The sequence below is a fragment of the Leadbetterella sp. DM7 genome (genome assembly GCF_040829825.2).
In the GTDB taxonomy this organism is placed as follows: domain Bacteria; phylum Bacteroidota; class Bacteroidia; order Cytophagales; family Spirosomataceae; genus Leadbetterella.
This window is the reverse complement of sequence record NZ_JBFOLH020000018.1, coordinates 64,731-81,828: the sequence shown is the minus strand read 5'-3', so window position 1 is coordinate 81,828 and position 17,098 is coordinate 64,731. Positions and strand designations below refer to the sequence as shown.

Below are 17,098 nucleotides of genomic sequence, written 5' to 3'. Positions count from 1 at the left end.
TAAAGTGACGATAACGACGCTCTGAAACACTTCTCGTAAACCCTGATGAAATCTTTCCCATTGTTATACCAATTTTAAGTTTGTTCCTCCCTTAAAATCGGTCAACTTATTTCAGGCACTGACAGAAGAATGTTCCTTAACTTTTAACTTTTCTCTTTTAGTTTTTCACTTACTCTTATTTGCCTACTTCTGCTGCCGGGTTACCAAATACCGTCTGGCCGTCTTTTACGTCTTCAATCACCACAGAACCGGCGCCTACCCGAGCGTTTTTGCCTATTTTGATGCCTGAAACGATCACTGCACCGCTGCCTATGAAGGCCCCTTTGCCGATTTCGGCATCGGAATTGATCACGGCTCCGGTACCGATCTCGCTGTATTCACCGATCACGGCTGCCGTATCGATCACCGCTCCGGAGAGGATAACCGAATGGTTACCGATCTTAGCGCCCGGGTTGATCACTGCCCCTGCAGCAACCAGTATTCCGTGACCTACTTCAGCATCTTCAGAAACCACGGCTTTATTGTGCACGGCGTTTACCGGCATGGTTTTCTTTTGCTCCAGGAGCTGCTTAACGGTTTTTTCTTTTGCCGCCCGGTGTTCAATGGCTACAAAGGCCTCTGTTTTATTGCCGATAATGCCCAGGTAGCTTTCATCCTGGATGTCGCCGAGAACCAGCACCTCCGAGATTTCTGTATTATGAAGCGCCTTGTTTTCATCAAGAAAGCCGTAAACCAGCACGTCATTGCCGGAGAATATATCGAGGGCCAGCCTGCCGAGCCTGCCGGCACCCAGTATCAATACGGGATTTGTCATACGATAAATTTAATTTTTGGGTAAAAATAATACCGTTCTTATAAAAACCGGCCGGCACGGTTCAATCTTTGCGCCGCCTCAACCAGTGTTTCATCGTCTTTGGCAAAGCAGAAACGGAGAATCCGGTGGTCGGTACCGTCAGCGTAAAACACCGAAGTGGGAATGGAGGCCACACCGGCTTTTTCTGTCAGCAGGATGCTGGCGTCTATATCCGGCTGCTGCGAAAGATGCGCATAAGACAGGTTCTGAAAGAAGGTTCCTTCAGATGGCAGCGGACGGAAAACTTCAGTATCCAGGGCGTTGAGAAAGAGGTCTTTCTTTTTCCGGTAGAACTCCGAAAGAGCCAGGTGGGTGGTGGTGCTTTCCAGGTAGTCGGCCAGGGCATACTGGGCCGGGGTGAACGTACAGAAAGTGATATACTGGTGTACTTTCCGCAATTCACGGGTCAGGTTTTCCGGGGCCAGGCAATAGCCGGTCTTCCAGCCGGTGATATGATAGGTTTTGGCGAAAGAATTACAGATAAACGTGCGTTCACGAAGCACCGGGCTGCTGCCCGGGGAAAGATGCTCACGGTCGTCAAACAGGATGTGCTCGTACACCTCATCACTGACCAGCAGCAGCTGGGGGTGGCGGGATACGATGTCTTCCAGGGCAGAAATATCGGCGGCGGTCAACACCTTCCCGGTAGGATTATGCGGCGTATTCAGCAGGATCAGCCGGGTGCGCGTAGTGATGCTGTCGCTCACTTCCTGCCAGTCGATGCTGAAGCCGGGGTATTTCATTTTTACAAAAACGGGGATTCCCCCCTGCAATTGTACGGCCGGTACGTACAAATCATAGGCCGGTTCTATGATAATCACTTCATCGCCGGGTGAAACCACATTGGCAATGGCCGAAAACAAGGCCTCGGATGCTCCTGCGGTAACCGTAATTTCTGTATCCGCGCGGTAGCCGTATTTAGCAGCCAGCTGCTCTCTCAGCTCGGGTACACCTGCGGCCGGAGAATACTGGTTTTTGCCGTGTGAAGCATGGTAAGACAGGCGTTCGGCCAGCAGTGGGTCAGGCTCGAAGCCCGGAAAACCCTGTGCCAGGTTAATGGCATTGACCGAATTGGCCAAGGCTGTCATACGGGTAAATATGCTGGTGCCTACCGCAGGAAGTCTGGAGGTCATTTGCGTAATCTGCTCACTAAGCTGAATAAACGATACCATTGCTGATGCGAGAGCCTTACATTGGTGGCCGCTGCCACGTTTTTGATCCTCGCTTCATTGGGTGACCCGATGATGGGCAGCATGCCGAGATTCAGCAGCCAGGCTACCGCCACCTGCTCTACGTTGGTATCGAGCTCCCCGGCTATTTCGGCCAGGGCTTCGCGCAGGGCTACCCGGTCAAGGGAGGTACCTTCCAGGATATCTCCCCCGGCCAATGGGGCCCACACCAGGGGTTTCCCGAACGACTCCTTGATCTCGTCAAGGCGCCCGTCGAAAATGGCCTCCGGGTTAAGCAGGTTAAACTCAAGGTGATTGGTTACGATAGGCATATCGAGCACCGATTTCAGCAGCCGGTACTGGGAAGACGTGAAATTGGCCACCCCGATGTGCTTCACCACCCCGGTGTGTACCAGGTAATCGAGGGTGCCGGCAATGGCTTCAATCTCCGTAATATAATCCAGGCCGTCGAGCAGCAGGATATCAAGGTATTCCTTTCCTGATTTTTTCAGGAAGGTGTCGAGCTGCCGTACGAGTGCATTTCTTGACTGGTCGATGATCTCAATACCGTCCGGGGTCGTTTCTTTACCGAGCCGGGCCAGGATGACCAGGTCTTTACGGTCAAAATCATTTTCGGCAATGGTATCAAAGAAAACTTTATGGATACGGTCGTTTTTACCGGAAGCCGAAAATTCAAATGTATTGATCCCTAAACCCAGGCACATGGAAAAAATGCGCCTCGCCTCTGCTTCGTCAAATTCGGTCATTTCCTCCCAGCGCCACAAAGAGTATAAGGCTTTAGAGACTTTGGGTCCGGAATCGCTCAAATATATTTTCTCCATTTTTTTGAAATTTGGCTTAAAATTAAAAAAAAAACGCCACGAATCGCAGCCGTGACGTTTTTCTACCCTTTAAAGTTTTAGTCCATCGAATAAAATTGCAATACTATTGTTGAGAAAATCTTCTCCTCATTTTCAGTTAAAAGGTTTAATGACGAGGAAGTATCCTGTTCGTTCACTGTTCAAAGTTGTACAATCTATTTATCCTATCAAAATTATAGAGTATTAAAATTTTAAATTTGCGGGAATAGTGATAAAATTTCTGCAAAAATTTACAAATAAGACAAGGGGCAGGCGGAATGGCCCCCGGATGGAAACTTTTTGTATTTTTGCAGCATGGATTTAAAGAATGATCTGCTCATCCGGGCAGCTAAGGGAGAAAAGACAGAACGTGTACCGGTATGGGTGATGCGTCAGGCGGGCAGAATACTGCCGGAGTACCGGGAAGTAAGGGCAAAAGCCGGTAGTTTTATTGGGCTGGCCACCACCCCCGAATTGGCAGCGGAAGTGACCCTGCAGCCGGTAGATATACTGGGAGTAGATGCCGCCATTATTTTTTCGGATATCCTGGTGGTGCCCGAGGCCATGGGTCTGCCCTATGAGATGGTGGAGGCAAAAGGCCCGTATTTCCCCCGGACAATAAAAAGCAGGGCCGATATAGAACAGCTGAATACGGCCGATATCGAAGACCGGCTTTCGTACGTTTTTGAGTCTATGGATATCGTAAAGAAAGCATTGAACGGCCGCGTACCCCTGATTGGCTTTGCGGGCGCACCGTTTACTATTTTCTGCTATATGATCGAAGGGCAGGGCTCAAAAACCTTCTCGAAGGCCAAACGAATGCTCTACAGCGAACCTGAATTTTCTCATGCCCTGCTGGCAAAGATTACGGATGTCACCATCCGGTACCTGAAGCTGAAGGTCAGCCACGGGGCAGACCTGGTGCAGGTGTTTGACTCCTGGGCGGGAATTCTTTCACCGGCCCAGTATTCGGCATTTTCTATTCCGTATTTGTCGAGAATTGCCGATGCTTTCCCGGATGTTCCGGTGACTTTATTTTCAAAAGGTGCCTTTTTCGCCCGCAAGGAGCTGGGCCTGCTTTCATGCAATGTGGTGGGGCTGGACTGGAATATGGATATTGCCGAGTCGAGAGAGCTGATCTCGGAGAAGACCCTGCAGGGCAATATGGACCCCTGTGTGCTGTACAGTTCTTTTGCGGATGTTGAAAAGCAAACCCGTGAAATGGTGGCGAGCTTCGGGAAAGAGCGTTACATTGCCAACCTGGGCCACGGCGTTTACCCGGATACTGACCCGGAAAAGGTAAAATGCTTTATTGATACCGTGAAGTCGTGCTGATCGTGTAATTTTTTGACCCGGTTACCGTTTCGATAGATAAGCATATTCTAATCTGCCTGTACATGAGATTCATTTGGCTTCTTCTTCTTCCGTTTGCGGCTTTGGCCCAGAAAGCAGAACCGCTGGGTTCGGCCGTCAACTCCGAATACAATGAATTGCATCCGTTGATGAGTGCTGATGGAAAAATCCTGTACTTTGTACGGGCGGGACATCCGTCGAATACGAGAGGGAAGGACAACTCGAACGATATCTGGTATACGGAGAAGACGACCGACGGACGCTGGGGCGTAGCGAAAAAAATGCCGCGCCAGCTCAACCGGGACCGGTATAACGATCTTTTCGACCTGTCGGCCGATGGAAGCACGGCGCTGATTCGGGGCGAATACGAGAAAGGCGTGCTGAATCCAGACAAAATGGGCGTTTCCATCATTCGCAAAAAAGGAAATGTGTGGCAATCGCCGGAAGCCGTGAATATCCCGGGCCTGAGCCGGATGATCCGCGGAAAGTTTCTTTCTGCCTGCATGAGCAATAACGGGAAGGTGATATTAATGGCCTTCAGCGAAAAGAAGAACGGGGAAGAAGATGATATTTATGTGACCATGATGGACCGGCAGGGAAACTGGACCGAACCCAAGAGCATTGGTAAAGATATCAATACCGACTTTTCAGAGCGGAGCCCCTACCTGTCGCCCGACAATTCCATGCTGTATTTTGTGTCTAACCGGAAAGGCGGAGAGGGCGGATACGATATCTGGATGGCCCGCAGAAGAGGAAAAGGGTGGTTTGCCTGGACCAAACCGGTCAACCTGGGCCCGAACGTGAATTCGGAGAAAGATGAAATGTATTATACCATGGAGGCGTCAGGGGAATATGCCTACTTTGCCAGTAAGCACAACTCTATGGGGCTGTATGATATTTTCAGGGTAAGGCTGGAAGATATAGGCCCGTCAAAAGGGCCGGATGAGGCCGCATTGCAGGCCACGGTGGTCACCGGTGAGTCGAAAGAAGAACCGGTTGCACCGGTAAAAGTAGCCATTATCAGCGGGAAAGTAACGGATATCTCTACCGGGAGGCCTATAGAAGCCCGTATTATTTATGAAGACCTGGAAGATGGCGAAGAGCTGGGCGTAGCTACTTCAGATCCGCAGACGGGGATGTACAAAATAGTGCTGCCTTACGGTAAACGTTATGCGATCCGGCCGGAGCTGGAAAATGTATTAGGTGTTTCGCGAAGCATAGATCTCACCATACCGGGAGAGTACAAAGAGATCACCGGGCAGGACCTGGATACGGCGCCTATCCGGGCAGGTACTGCCGTTACGCTGTACAATGTTTTCTTCGAGTTTGCCAAAGCCACACTGGAGAAGGAGTCTTTCCTGGAACTGGACCGGATGATCGGCCTGCTGAACAAGAACCCCAACATGGCGATTGAGGTACAGGGGCATACCGATAATGTGGGTTCGGACGCGGCAAATATGCGGCTTTCGCAGCAGCGGGCTGATGCCGTAAAAGATTATTTTCTTTCGAAGGGGGTTTCCCCGGACCGGGTGAAAAGCACCGGTTTCGGGGAGAGCAAGCCGGTAGCTTCCAATGAAACTACGGAAGGTCAGGCCCGTAACCGGCGGGTAGAATTTGTGATCCTGCGAAAATGATAACGCAGACTTAACGGGTCAGCACCAACGATACCAGGACCGCAGGAGTATCCGCTAAATCTGCGTCGGCCGTGTTCTATACGGAAAAGCTTTCGCCGCAACCGCAGGTACGGGTGGCGTTGGGATTTTTAAAATGGAATCCCTTGCCGTTCAGTCCGTCGCTGAAGTCAAGCTCGGTACCCAACAGGTAAAGGAGGCTTTTTTTGTCAACAAATATCTTCACTCCTTTATCTTCAAAAATGTGATCGGTAGGCTGCTGTTCGGCATCAAAGGCCAGGTTATACATCAGGCCGGAACACCCTCCGCCTTCTACGGCTACACGAATGCCATGGGCATCGTTTTTGCCCTCTTTGCTGCGCAATTCTATGATTTTATCTCTTGCAATGTCTGATACGGTAACCATATTTAAAAAACGTTATTGCTTATTTATAACGGATCACCCGCCTGAAAAGTTTCTTATTCGTACAGGAGGTATTTCTTCCGCATTTCTTTGTACCGGCTCAGGCCCGGCTCCCAGGAGGCGCGGATCTCATCGGCAGGTACGCCGGCCTCGATCTGTTTACGAAAGTCGTACACACCGGCCAGGAAATCAATATTCCCCATCTGCTTACTCTGGCTCCGGTCAAAAAACTTTTCTTTAACGGGGTAGGCCTGGTACATTTCGATCATCCATTCAATAGGTATACGGCCGGTTTTCCTGATTTTGGAGATATCGTAGGTTCTCAGGTCAAGCCCGTAACAGGCCTGGTCCTGGTGCAGGGGTGTTTCAGCCATACCCTTAATGCTTTTGGGTGTAAAGCTAAATTCATATTTGCCTTTTAAAAGCGGAGCTCCCAATACACTGAAAGGCATCAGGGTGCCGCGGCCCTGGCTGATGATGGTGCCTTCAAAGAGGCATAAGGCCGGGTAAAGCATGATGCTTTGCTGGGTATTGAGGTTGGGTGAGGGCTTTACAGGGAGTACGTAGTCCATCCGGTGGTTGTAATTGGCTACGGGAATGACCGATATATCGGCTTTGAGGCCATCCGGCAGCCAGCCTTCGCCGTTGATCATCCGGGCAAACTCGCCTATGGTCATACCGTGGGCCATAGGAATAGGAAACTGCCCTATGCCTGATTTCAGCCGCATATCCAGGATGGGGCCGTCTACGAGGTAGCCGTTCGGGTTAGGCCGGTCCAGGATAAGCAGGGGCTTGTGATTTTCGGCGCAGGCCTCCATGACATCCCGAAGCACGTTAATGTAGGTATAAAAGCGGCAGCCCACATCCTGCACGTCAAAGATCACCAGGTCTATGTCGGCCAGGTCTTCGGGCGCAGGCTTTCTTTTTTTGCCGTAGAGAGAGACAATTTTTATGCCCGTAGCGGCATCGGTTTCATCGCCTACCTTGATGCCGGCACTGGCATTGCCCCTGAAGCCGTGCTCCGGGCCAAAGGCCTTGATAATGTTTACGCCGCGGTTCAGCAGGCTGTCAACCAGGTGCTTGTTGCCGATGATGGTGGTAGGGTTGGCCAGGACACCGATTCTTTTTCCTTCCAGGAGGGGGAGGTATTTGTCGGTTTGATCGGCGCCCGTCCGGATACCGGTAATCTGAGCGCTTGAACAGTGCGTAAAAGCCAGGAAAAAAGGCAAAATAGCCGGTAATAAATGTTTTTTAAGCCACATGAGAACCCGTTTACAGTTTACAATAGATCTGTTAGCGGTAAAAATACGGAATATTCCGGTAAAACAACAGCGCATAAGCAGGAGCCGCCGGTGCCGGTGCCTGCTTCCTGCCGGGTTTCCCTGCACACATTGCCCGGAACTTTTGTTCCTGTAAAATTATCTTTTACCGGGAATAGTTTTTATTTTTGGGAGATAAGACCCCATGAAGTATGGAAGCGCTGAAAGATTATTTTGCTTCAATCCCTCCTTTGCACCGTTCCATCATCCTGGTGGGCGGAATAGGTTTGTTCTGGATGGCGGAATACATTATCCCCCTGTTTAAGTACCGGTATCAGAAGGTCAGGCATGCGGGGTTGAATATCTTTTTTACGGTCACCACAATTATTGTAAATTTTGTGCTGGCGTTTGTGCTGGTGAAGTCGAGCGACTGGGCGGTGGCTCATCATTTCGGCATCCTGTCGTGGGTGCCGGATATGCCCCTGTGGCTTTACGCGCTGACCGGGCTGCTGCTGCTTGACCTGATCGGGGCTTATTTTATTCACTGGCTGGAACACCAGGTAAAGTGGATGTGGATGTTTCACCTGGTGCATCACAGCGACCTGCATGTAGATACCACCACCGCTAACCGGCATCATCCGGGCGAGAGTGTTTTCCGGCTGATCTTTACAGTTATAGCCGTGGTCATTGCCGGCGCGCCCATGTGGCTGGTGTTTATGTACCAGTCGCTTTCAGTGGTGCTTTCGCAGTTCAATCATGCCAACATCCGGATGCCCGTTAAGCTTGATAAAACGCTCAGCTGGCTCATTGTTACGCCGGATATGCACCACGTTCACCACCATTACGTGGTGCCGTATACCGACTCAAATTACGGCAATATATTCTCGGTCTGGGACCGGCTTTTCGGAACGTTCCGTTACCTGGAGCGAGACCGGCTGGTATACGGCGTGGATACCTGCATGGATCCGGAAGAGAATGAGCACATTGTTCCCCTGCTGAAAGTACCGTTCGGTAATTACAGGAAGCTTTGAGCATCAAAATTTCCTGAATACGTGCAACTTTCCTGCCCTGTCTGACATCTTCTTCCTAATACGACCGTTTATCCCGTGCGCACAACCGTTTGTGTAATATAAGCTACCTTGTATTGCATAATACTTCAATTTTGATGCTGAAAAAGCTATTACTATTTAAGACAATGAAAACGCTATTATTGATCGGGGCCATGCTGTGCGCATTGGTGACCTTTGGTAGAGACTCCCGCAGTGTAAGTGGTGTAGTCAGTGATGAGAAAGGCGAATCCCTTTTTGCCAATGTTTTTCTTTATCGTTCGGCCGATAGCACGCTGTACAAGGCAGTGGCGACCAACGGGGAGGGGAAATTCGATATTGAGGATGTGGAAGACAATGCCTATTACCTGAAAGTGTCGGCCGTGGGTTACGGCGATTTCCTGACCCCGGGCTTCGTGATCAATCCGCAGAATATGACAGTAGCCTTCCCGGGAATCGTATTGAAGGAGTCGGTACAGGCCCTTGCGGCAGTGCAGGTAACGGCAAAAAAACCGTTTATTGAACAGCAGATCGATAAAATGGTGGTTAATGTGGAAAACAGCATAAGCGGGAGCGGCAATACGGCACTGGAAGTGCTTGAGAAGGTTCCCGGTGTAATTGTGGACCGGCAGAACGACCAGATCCGGATCCGGAACAAATCAGGTGTGGTGGTGATGATTGACGGGAAGATCAATTACATGTCTTCCGAAGCCTTGTCGCAATACCTCAATAATATGCCGTCTGACCAGATCCAGTCGATAGAGGTGATCACCAATCCCTCTTCCAAATACGATGCGGCCGGTAATTCGGGCATCATCAATATCCGCCTGAAAAAGAATAAGGCCTACGGCACAAACGGCACCCTGAGCTTGTCGGGCGGTACGGGCCTTTTACCCCATTCCTCATCTGATCTTTACCGGGGCAGCGGCAATCTTTCGCTGAACCACCGGAGTAAGAAATGGAATCTTTTCGGGAATGGCAACGTGGGAAGAAACCGTTTCTATAACGACAACAGCATTGTAAGGGTCAGCTCGTACGAAAACCGGGTGTCGCAATTTGACCAGTATTCGCAGCGGATAGGGGGCGGAATGTTTTACTCTGCAAGAGCCGGGGCCGATTATTTCCTGAATGAAAAAACCACCCTGGGCGTTCAGGGCGATTATAACCTGTGGAAGGGATCGATGAAGGGTGACGGCCGGACGAACATCCGGGAGACCACTGCGGGTGAAGCCATAGAGAGCTACCTGCTGCCGGTGTCTGACCGGGTGATGGATAACCAGAACTTTTCTGCCAACCTGAACCTTCGGCATAAGTATAATAACGAAGGAAAAGAGCTGTCGTTTGATGCCGACTACAGCGGCTTCAGAAGCGGGGCAGACCAGCATTTCCTGAACGCTTATTACAGCCGCCTGAACACGCCCGATAGTACCACCCGGCAGCGCATGAACCAGCCCACAGATATTGATATTTACTCGGCCAAGCTGGATTTCGTGATTCCGGCCAGGAATAAGATGAAATATGAATTCGGGGCAAAAAGCAGCTACGTTACTACCGATAACGATTTTACCTTTGAGAATTTTGAAGGGGGACTCTGGGTGAACGATATCCGCAAAACCAATCATTTCAAATATACCGAAATGGTGAATGCCCTCTACATTAATAGCGGTTACCAGTGGAAGAAATGGGCCGTACAGGGTGGTTTGCGCTTAGAGCACACGTTTTCAGACGGCCATTCGCTTACTTCCGAGCAGCGGAACAGGCGGAATTACCTCAACCTGTTTCCTACCTTGTTTGTGAACCAGACCATTAATGAAAATAACGGTATCCGGTACTCGTACAGCAAACGGATTGACCGCCCGAATTACGAACAGCTGAATCCTTTCCTGTTTTTCCTGGATCCGTATACGTATGAGATCGGGAACCCCTTCCTGCAACCCCAGTTTACGGATTCTTACGAGGTGACGTATACGCTGAAAAACACCTATTCGTTGTCGCTGGCGTATGCCGATACCCGGGATATGATCTTCCAGGTGCTGGAGCAGGACGATGCCACCCGGTCTACTTTCCAGACCAACGAGAACCTCCGGGGCATGAGAAATTACTCCATAAATCTTTCGGTGCCGTTTAACCCGGTCAAATGGTGGAGCATGCAGAATAACTTCAGCGTATATTACAATCATTTTAAAGACAGCAATGTCAGCGGAGCCCGGCTGAACGCCGGCAAAGTGGCCTACAATTTTTACTCGGGCAATACCTTTACCCTGAAGCAGAACTGGTCGGGTGAGCTGAGCGTGTGGTATAACTCGCCCGGTATCTACGGAATTATCGAAATGACCCGTCCCCAATACGCGGTGAATGCCGGTATTCAGAAAGCTTTCCTGGATAAAAAAGCGAGGCTGAAACTAAGTGTCAGTGATATTTTCCTGACGTCTTTCTTTGCGGCAAAGATCGATTATTCCAATATGAACCTGACGCTGGATAACCGCTGGAATGCCCGCAGGGTGGCCCTGACATTTACCTATAACTTCGGAAACCAGAATGTTAAGAGCCAGCGGAGGAACAGCGCCAATGATGACCTGAAGCGGAGAGCAGGGGGGAATGAAGGGTAAATGAAATGCGGATGACGCGGGTTTATACGGATCAGAAAGGCTTTATTCTGTATAAATCTGCGTCACCTGCGTTCTGTGTTTTGTGCTTTTTCGTATCGGAATCCATCACCATTTCCTGAAAAATATGATCTTCGTCATATATTTGAAAATCAGGAGGTTCAAACAATGATCCCTGCCCTGATTTCTGAATTTAGAATTCTTCTAAATTTATTTTACTTCATTTTTGTACCGGATAAAGGGTTAAATTTGTAATCGTTTTTCGGAAGCAGTTTAAGGAATGTCAGAAAAGTTACAGTCTCTTTCTTTGTCGTATAAGCGTACCCCCTTTGAAATAAGGGAGAAGCTTACGCTGTCTGAGCGTGAGATCAGGGACCTGTATATGAAGCTGAAAGATGTATTCGGCATTAAGGAAGCGCTCATTATTTCTACCTGTAACCGCACGGAAATTCATTACCGGTCTGAGGCCGATATAAGCAATTCGCTGATCCGCCTGCTGGCTTCGGTAAAAGCCATTGACTCCAATGAGCTTACCGGCTACTTTGAGTGCCTGACCTCGGAAGAGGAGGCGCTGACCTATCTCTTTGAAGTTTCTTTAGGGCTGCATTCGCAGGTGGCCGGTGACCAGCAGATCATCAACCAGATCAAGCAGGCTTACCAATGGGCGGCTGATATGGACATGGCCGGTACTTTCCTGCACCGGGTGCTGCACACTATATTTTACGCCAACAAGCGGGTGGTTCAGGAAACCGAATTTCACGACGGAGCCGCTTCTACTTCTTATGCTACCATTGACCTCATGCAAAGCATCCTGCCGGCCATGAGCCAGCCGAAAGTCCTGGTGCTGGGCCTTGGAGAAATGGGTGAAGATGTAGCGAAAACGCTATTTGAGAAAGAGATCCGTAACGTGACGCTTTGTAACCGTACCTTTGAGAAGGCGGAAACACTGGCTGCAACGTATCGTTACGACGCCATGTCGTATTTTGAGCTGATCAACCGGATCGGTGAGTTTGACATTATCATTTCTTCGCTCCGGCTGATGCAGCCGCTGATCACAAAAAATGTGCTGAGTAAGCGCAACGGCATTACTTACTGCTTTGATTTGTCTATCCCCCACAGCATCAGCCCGGATGTGGCTGAGCTGCCCGGAGTGGTCTTCTACGGCCTGGATGAAATTCAGCAGATCACGGATGAGTCGATTGACAAACGATTGGCGGCCATACCTGCGGTAAAGCAGATCATTGCCGAGCTGGTTAACGATATAGATACCTGGTCAAAAGAACTGCAGGTGTCGCCTACCATACACAAGCTGAAAAATGCGTTGGAGCAGATTCGCCAGGAAGAAATGGCCCGCCACCTCAAGGGCCTGACCGAGGAAGAAGCCAGGAAGATGGAGAAAATTACTTCCGGCATGATGCAGAAGATCATCAAGATGCCGGTACTTCAGCTGAAGGCCGCCTGTAAGCGGGGAGAAGCCGAAGAGCTGATTGATTTTCTTACGGATCTTTTTGATTTGGAGAAAGGATCTGTTAAAGCATAAAAAAACCAGCCTCAGGGCTGGTTTTTTACTTACGGCTATACAATTATAAGAGTACAATTAAGCTTCTGATGACCGCTACCAGGCGAACGGTATCAAAAATACGGGCCTCTGTACCGCCGTGTGATTTTACCGATGCCTCGTGGCTGGTTACGCATTGCTCGCAGCCGTTCAGGGCCGATACACCCAGGCTCAGGAGCTCGAAAAACTCTTTGCCCAGTACCGGGTTCATCATAACCGACATGCGGATACCTGCCGGCATATTCTGGTAGTTCTCGTTTTTGTGCATGAAATGCTTGAAGCGGTAGAACACGTTATTGGCGTTCATCAGGGAAACGCAGGCGGCTACTTCCAGGATTTCCGCATCTGTAGCTCCCAGTTTCACAGCTACTTCTTCGAGGGCCTCGCGAAGAGCCGCATTTTTCTCGTTGATGGCTACGGCAAGAGCCAGGAGAGCCGCTTCTTTTTCGCTCAGGTTCTGGCTTTTCAGCACATTGCCGACGTTGATTTTCAGGTCTTTCAGGAAACGGCTGTCTGACGCATTGAGACGGTCAATCAGGGCGCTTTCCAGCTCTTCGGGAAGGTTTACACTTTCAAAGAGACTTTTTTTGGTATTGCTGGCTGTGGCAAACATAATTTCTGAATGTTGGGATATAAAAAAGGTTTAGCGGGCTTAGCCACTAAACCTTTCATGGATGAATAATTAAACGGCAAGCGTTTCTTCGCCTTTTTTCCAGTTACAAGGACAAAGCTCGTCTGTCTGAAGCGCATCAAGCACTCTCAAAACTTCTTCTACGTTTCTGCCTACCGACAGGTCATTGGCCGCCACCCAACGGATCTCTCCCTGAGGGTCTACAATGTAGGTAACCCGGTAAGCTATTTTCTCGTTTTCTTCCAGGATACCCAGCTCTTCAGCCAGTGACTTGGATGTATCGGCGATCATCGGGAACTGAAGACCTCTCAGGTCGTCATGGTTGTTTCTCCAGGCCAGGTGAACAAACTCAGAGTCGGTAGAAGCACCTAACAGGATGGCATCACGGTCAGCAAAGTCTTCGAATTTTGCATTGAAGGCTGCGATCTCGGTAGGGCATACAAAAGTGAAATCTTTTGGCCACCAGAACATGACCATCCATTTGCCGGCATTGATGTGGTCTTCTGACGTGATCTCATAAAATTCTTTACCTTTTTCAATAGAAACCACAGCTTGTTTTTTAAATGCGGGGAATTTTTTTCCTAAACCTAACATAATTTTAAATATTAAAAAAGTACAATAAAAAGTTTAAAAACGACTACAATTTGCTATGCAAATATTAAAATAATTAAATTTTATGCAAAGTTAAGGTGCCGAGTTTTAAGACGCAATTATATATGAGACAAAAAACTATTGATTTTGTCAATGGCAGGTATTGGCTAAATTTATAGTAGGTAAGCCGGCCTGAAAGCGGCTTATTCAGCGGGAGGAGAGGGCTGTTCGTCGTCAAAAAGAATGCGTACCGAGGGCGTGTAGGTGTCGTCGAACTGCCCTTCTTTGGTAGCCCAGAAAAACGATACGAGGAATCCGCCGGCAATCACCAGCGCCAGGATAACCAGCAAAATAATTACGCCCATCGTCAAATCAGGTTTTTAAGTTTTGCAAAAAGATAGGTACAGCCGGTAGCAAAGAGCACCACAGATATGGAGCTGAGCGGCATAAATACAGCGGCGTATAGAGGCGACAAATGGCCGCTTACCGCCAGGCTTATGCCCACAATGTTATACAGCACCGACAGCGCAAAGGCGGCTACCACTATATTCATGGCTGTGCGGCTGAACCCGATGAATTCGTCGATACGGTTAAATTCGCGGGCATCAAGAATAACATCACAGGCGGGAGAGAATGCGTTGATATCTTCACTTAAAGCTACGCCTACATGCGCCTGGCGGAGTGCTCCCGCATCGTTCAGACCGTCACCGATCATCAGGACCTTTGTACCGGCCTCCTGGTTGTTTTTTATAAAATTAAGCTTATCCTGGGGTTTCAGGTCAAAATGCATGTTCTTTTCCAGGAAATAAGGAGCCAGCATCTTCCTGTCGCGGCTGTTGTCGCCGGAAATCAGGGCCAGGATGTGCCGGCGCGACAATTTTTTTAAAACAGCCTCCCAGCCGTTCCGGAATTTTGATTTTACGGAAAAGTGGCCTTTGTATTCGCCGTCGATTTCCACGAGCACCTGTCCCGATTCTTTCGGAACATGGGGCATGTTGAGGAAAACAGAGTTTCCGAGGCGGATGTGCCGGCCACCGGCCACGGCCTCAATACCTTCTCCTTTTATTTCTTTGAAACGGCTTACGGCCACTTCTGAAGCGTATTTGCCGAGGTGCGAGGCAATCAGCCTGCTGAGCGGGTGCACAGATGAAGAGGTCACTGCTTTTACCAGCCTTTTGTCTTCTTCTGACAACTCACCGTCAGTGAATTTTACGTTTCCTGATTTCCCTTCGGTGAGGGTACCGGTTTTATCAAAGGCAATAGCGTTTACTTCGGTAAGCAGCTGTATAACATTCTGATTTTTGACAAAGAAACGGTTTTTGCCCAGCAGGCTCATGGCGGCATTCATGGCAAAGGGCATGGCCAGGGTGAGCGCACAGGGGCAGGCCACCATCAATACAGCGGTGACGGTCACCCAAACGAGATCAGGATTATGGAAATGCCAGTACAGCCCGGTCAGGGCCGCAATGCCGATGGCCGCGTAGGTGAAATACCGGCTGAAGAGGTTGGCAAAATCAGAGGTGCGCGATGCCTTATCCTTGCGAAAGGTCTCGTTGTTCCAGAGTTCGGTCAGGTAGCTCCTGGATACCTGCTTTTCTACCCGGAGGTCAATTTTTGAACCCAGCTGGCGGCCTCCTGCAAAAATACGATCGCCGCGCCGGGCTTCTACCGGGGCAGATTCCCCCGTTACAAAGCTGTAGTCGATCAGGGCTTCTTCTGAAAGCAGGAGGGAGTCGGCAGGAATGAGCTCCTGGTGGTGAATCTCGATAACCTCGGAGGGTTGCAGTTCGGCTACATTCTTAAAGCCCTGTTCTTTTACCCGTACGGCCAGCGGGAAATACGATTTGTAGTCGTGCTCAAAAGACAGGTAGCTGTAGGTCACCTGCTGCAGCCATTTCCCCACCAGCAGGAACAGCACCAGTCCCGTGAGGCTGTCCCAGTAACCCGATGTATGATTGACAAAGGTTTCGTAGGTACTCCGGATAAAAAGGGCGGAAATGCCCATGGCAATAGGGATGTCTACGCTGAGCACGCGGGTAGTTCCTTTCCAGTTTTCTTTGAGGGATATAAAGGCCCCTTTCAGGTAATCAGAAGCGCCGAAAAAGAATACGGGCAGAGCCAGCAGGAAATTCAGGTACAGGAAGAATTTCTGGTAGCTGGCATCTATTGCGTTCTGAAGATCCAGCTTGAAATATTCCGGGAAGCTCAGTAGCATGATGTTTCCGAAACAAAAGCCGGTCACGCCTATACGAAGCAGGAGCCGGTGCTGCTCTTTATTGGATTTCTGCGGCTTATCGGCGCTTTCGAGGTTAAAAAGGGGGGCATACCCCAATGTGGCCAGCAGCTCCACAATTTCTTTCAGGCTAACCCGTGAAGGATCGTACGATACAAAGAGCTCTTTTTTTATGAAGTTCAGCCGCGCGGTGAGCACCCCGGCTTTTATCTTATTGAAATTTTCTAGGAGCCATACACAGGAGCTGCAATGTACCGAAGGAATAAAAAAGGTGACCCGCGCCTGGTTTTCACTTTTAAAGTCAAGCAGCTGCTTTTCAATCTGCGGATCAGCGAGAAATTCGTATTTCCCGGCAAGATGACCGGCTTTCAGGCTGACCCCGGCATTTTCATTCAGATCGTAATAGGTGCACAAGCCGTTTTCCTGCAGAATTTCGTATACGGTTTTACAGCCCACGCAACAGAACGGCTTGTCATCATGGGTGATTATTTCCTCCTCGCAGATGCTGTCACAATGGTAACATTTGATTAAAACCTTCTCTTCCGCTATCGTATTCATACAGGATCTTTCTAAATGGATGAAAGTTATGTGAATTTAATGCTGTTCCCGTTAAATTTATAGTACAAACCTCTTCTTTTTTCAGCAACCATAAAATGATGCGGTGCCGGTGAAAACATGACATTCATCATATTTTGGGGTTCATTTTGCGGGAAAAAGGCCTGGTTTTTACGGGAGACAGGAGCAGGTTGTTATTTTGTTTTTTCGCAAACCGTTTATAATGAATAAGTTGTTGTTGTCTTTTTCGAAAAAAGAATTCCGGTTTTTCAGAATAAAATCGGGTAACCGGGAATGATAAGTATCATTTTATAATTTTGGAGATTCAAATAATTTTGTGGAGTTTAAGG

Annotated in this window: 14 protein-coding genes; 5 read left to right on the top strand and 9 right to left on the bottom strand. The window is 49.2% G+C overall.

All coding sequences use genetic code 11. The features are described 5' to 3' along the window. Positions 1-175: 175 nt before the first annotated feature. Genes AB2U10_RS16930 through AB2U10_RS16920 form a run of 3 tightly spaced genes read right to left on the bottom strand, consistent with a single transcriptional unit; the run spans position 176 to position 2,864 of the window. Positions 176-814, bottom strand: a complete 639-nt coding sequence (locus AB2U10_RS16930; RefSeq protein WP_367916032.1) for a NeuD/PglB/VioB family sugar acetyltransferase — start codon at positions 812-814, stop codon at positions 176-178. Positions 815-852: 38 nt separating this feature from the next. Continuing rightward, positions 853-1,986, bottom strand: coding sequence for a methionine aminotransferase (locus AB2U10_RS16925; protein ID WP_367916031.1), 1,134 nt, complete (start codon positions 1,984-1,986; stop codon positions 853-855). After that, positions 1,983-2,864 carry an aldo/keto reductase gene (locus tag AB2U10_RS16920; RefSeq protein WP_367916030.1) on the bottom strand — a complete coding sequence of 294 codons (882 nt, stop codon included), beginning with the start codon at positions 2,862-2,864 and terminating at the stop codon, positions 1,983-1,985. The genes AB2U10_RS16925 and AB2U10_RS16920 overlap by 4 nt, the downstream gene beginning before the upstream one ends. A 333-nt stretch (positions 2,865-3,197) precedes the next feature. On the opposite strand from AB2U10_RS16920, the gene hemE reads away from it, so the two are divergent. Continuing rightward, positions 3,198-4,217: a uroporphyrinogen decarboxylase gene (gene hemE, locus AB2U10_RS16915; RefSeq protein WP_367916029.1), complete on the top strand. Its 1,020-nt coding sequence runs from the start codon at positions 3,198-3,200 to the stop codon at positions 4,215-4,217. A 62-nt stretch (positions 4,218-4,279) separates the two neighbouring features. After that, on the top strand, positions 4,280-5,869 hold the full coding sequence (locus AB2U10_RS16910; RefSeq protein WP_367916028.1) for an OmpA family protein: 1,590 nt from the start codon (positions 4,280-4,282) through the stop codon (positions 5,867-5,869). A 76-nt stretch (positions 5,870-5,945) separates the two neighbouring features. Here AB2U10_RS16910 and AB2U10_RS16905 read toward each other — a convergent pair whose 3' ends face one another. Beyond that, positions 5,946-6,272 carry a HesB/IscA family protein gene (locus tag AB2U10_RS16905; RefSeq protein WP_367916027.1) on the bottom strand — a complete coding sequence of 109 codons (327 nt, stop codon included), beginning with the start codon at positions 6,270-6,272 and terminating at the stop codon, positions 5,946-5,948. A gap of 53 nt (positions 6,273-6,325) precedes the next feature. Further along, on the bottom strand, positions 6,326-7,531 hold the full coding sequence (locus AB2U10_RS16900; protein ID WP_367916026.1) for an exo-beta-N-acetylmuramidase NamZ family protein: 1,206 nt from the start codon (positions 7,529-7,531) through the stop codon (positions 6,326-6,328). A 209-nt stretch (positions 7,532-7,740) separates the two neighbouring features. On the opposite strand from AB2U10_RS16900, the gene AB2U10_RS16895 reads away from it, so the two are divergent. From AB2U10_RS16895 to hemA, 3 genes are all read left to right on the top strand, one after another. Further along, a complete protein-coding gene (locus AB2U10_RS16895; protein WP_367916025.1) occupies positions 7,741-8,559 on the top strand; it encodes a sterol desaturase family protein in 819 nt (272 codons plus the stop codon). 164 nt (positions 8,560-8,723) lie between these two features. Beyond that, positions 8,724-11,183 (top strand): outer membrane beta-barrel protein, encoded by a 2,460-nt coding sequence (locus AB2U10_RS16890; RefSeq protein ID WP_367916024.1) that lies wholly within the window; start codon positions 8,724-8,726, stop codon positions 11,181-11,183. A 277-nt stretch (positions 11,184-11,460) separates the two neighbouring features. Further along, positions 11,461-12,720, top strand: a complete 1,260-nt coding sequence (gene hemA, locus AB2U10_RS16885; protein WP_367916023.1) for a glutamyl-tRNA reductase — start codon at positions 11,461-11,463, stop codon at positions 12,718-12,720. Positions 12,721-12,763: 43 nt separating this feature from the next. On the opposite strand, the gene AB2U10_RS16880 is transcribed toward hemA, so the two are convergent. The 4 genes from AB2U10_RS16880 to AB2U10_RS16865 all read right to left on the bottom strand — a co-directional run bounded on the left by AB2U10_RS16880 (position 12,764) and on the right by AB2U10_RS16865 (position 16,751). Continuing rightward, entirely contained in the window at positions 12,764-13,351 is a 588-nt protein-coding gene (locus AB2U10_RS16880) for a carboxymuconolactone decarboxylase family protein (RefSeq protein ID WP_367916022.1), read from the bottom strand. A gap of 69 nt (positions 13,352-13,420) precedes the next feature. Beyond that, positions 13,421-13,963 carry a peroxiredoxin gene (locus tag AB2U10_RS16875; RefSeq protein WP_493820721.1) on the bottom strand — a complete coding sequence of 181 codons (543 nt, stop codon included), beginning with the start codon at positions 13,961-13,963 and terminating at the stop codon, positions 13,421-13,423. A gap of 200 nt (positions 13,964-14,163) precedes the next feature. Continuing rightward, on the bottom strand, positions 14,164-14,325 hold the full coding sequence (ccoS, locus tag AB2U10_RS16870) for a cbb3-type cytochrome oxidase assembly protein CcoS (protein ID WP_367916021.1): 162 nt from the start codon (positions 14,323-14,325) through the stop codon (positions 14,164-14,166). 2 nt (positions 14,326-14,327) lie between these two features. Next, the gene (locus tag AB2U10_RS16865; RefSeq protein ID WP_367916020.1) at positions 14,328-16,751 is read right to left on the bottom strand and encodes a heavy metal translocating P-type ATPase; all 2,424 of its coding nucleotides are present in this window, start codon (positions 16,749-16,751) and stop codon (positions 14,328-14,330) included. Positions 16,752-17,098: the final 347 nt, after the last annotated feature.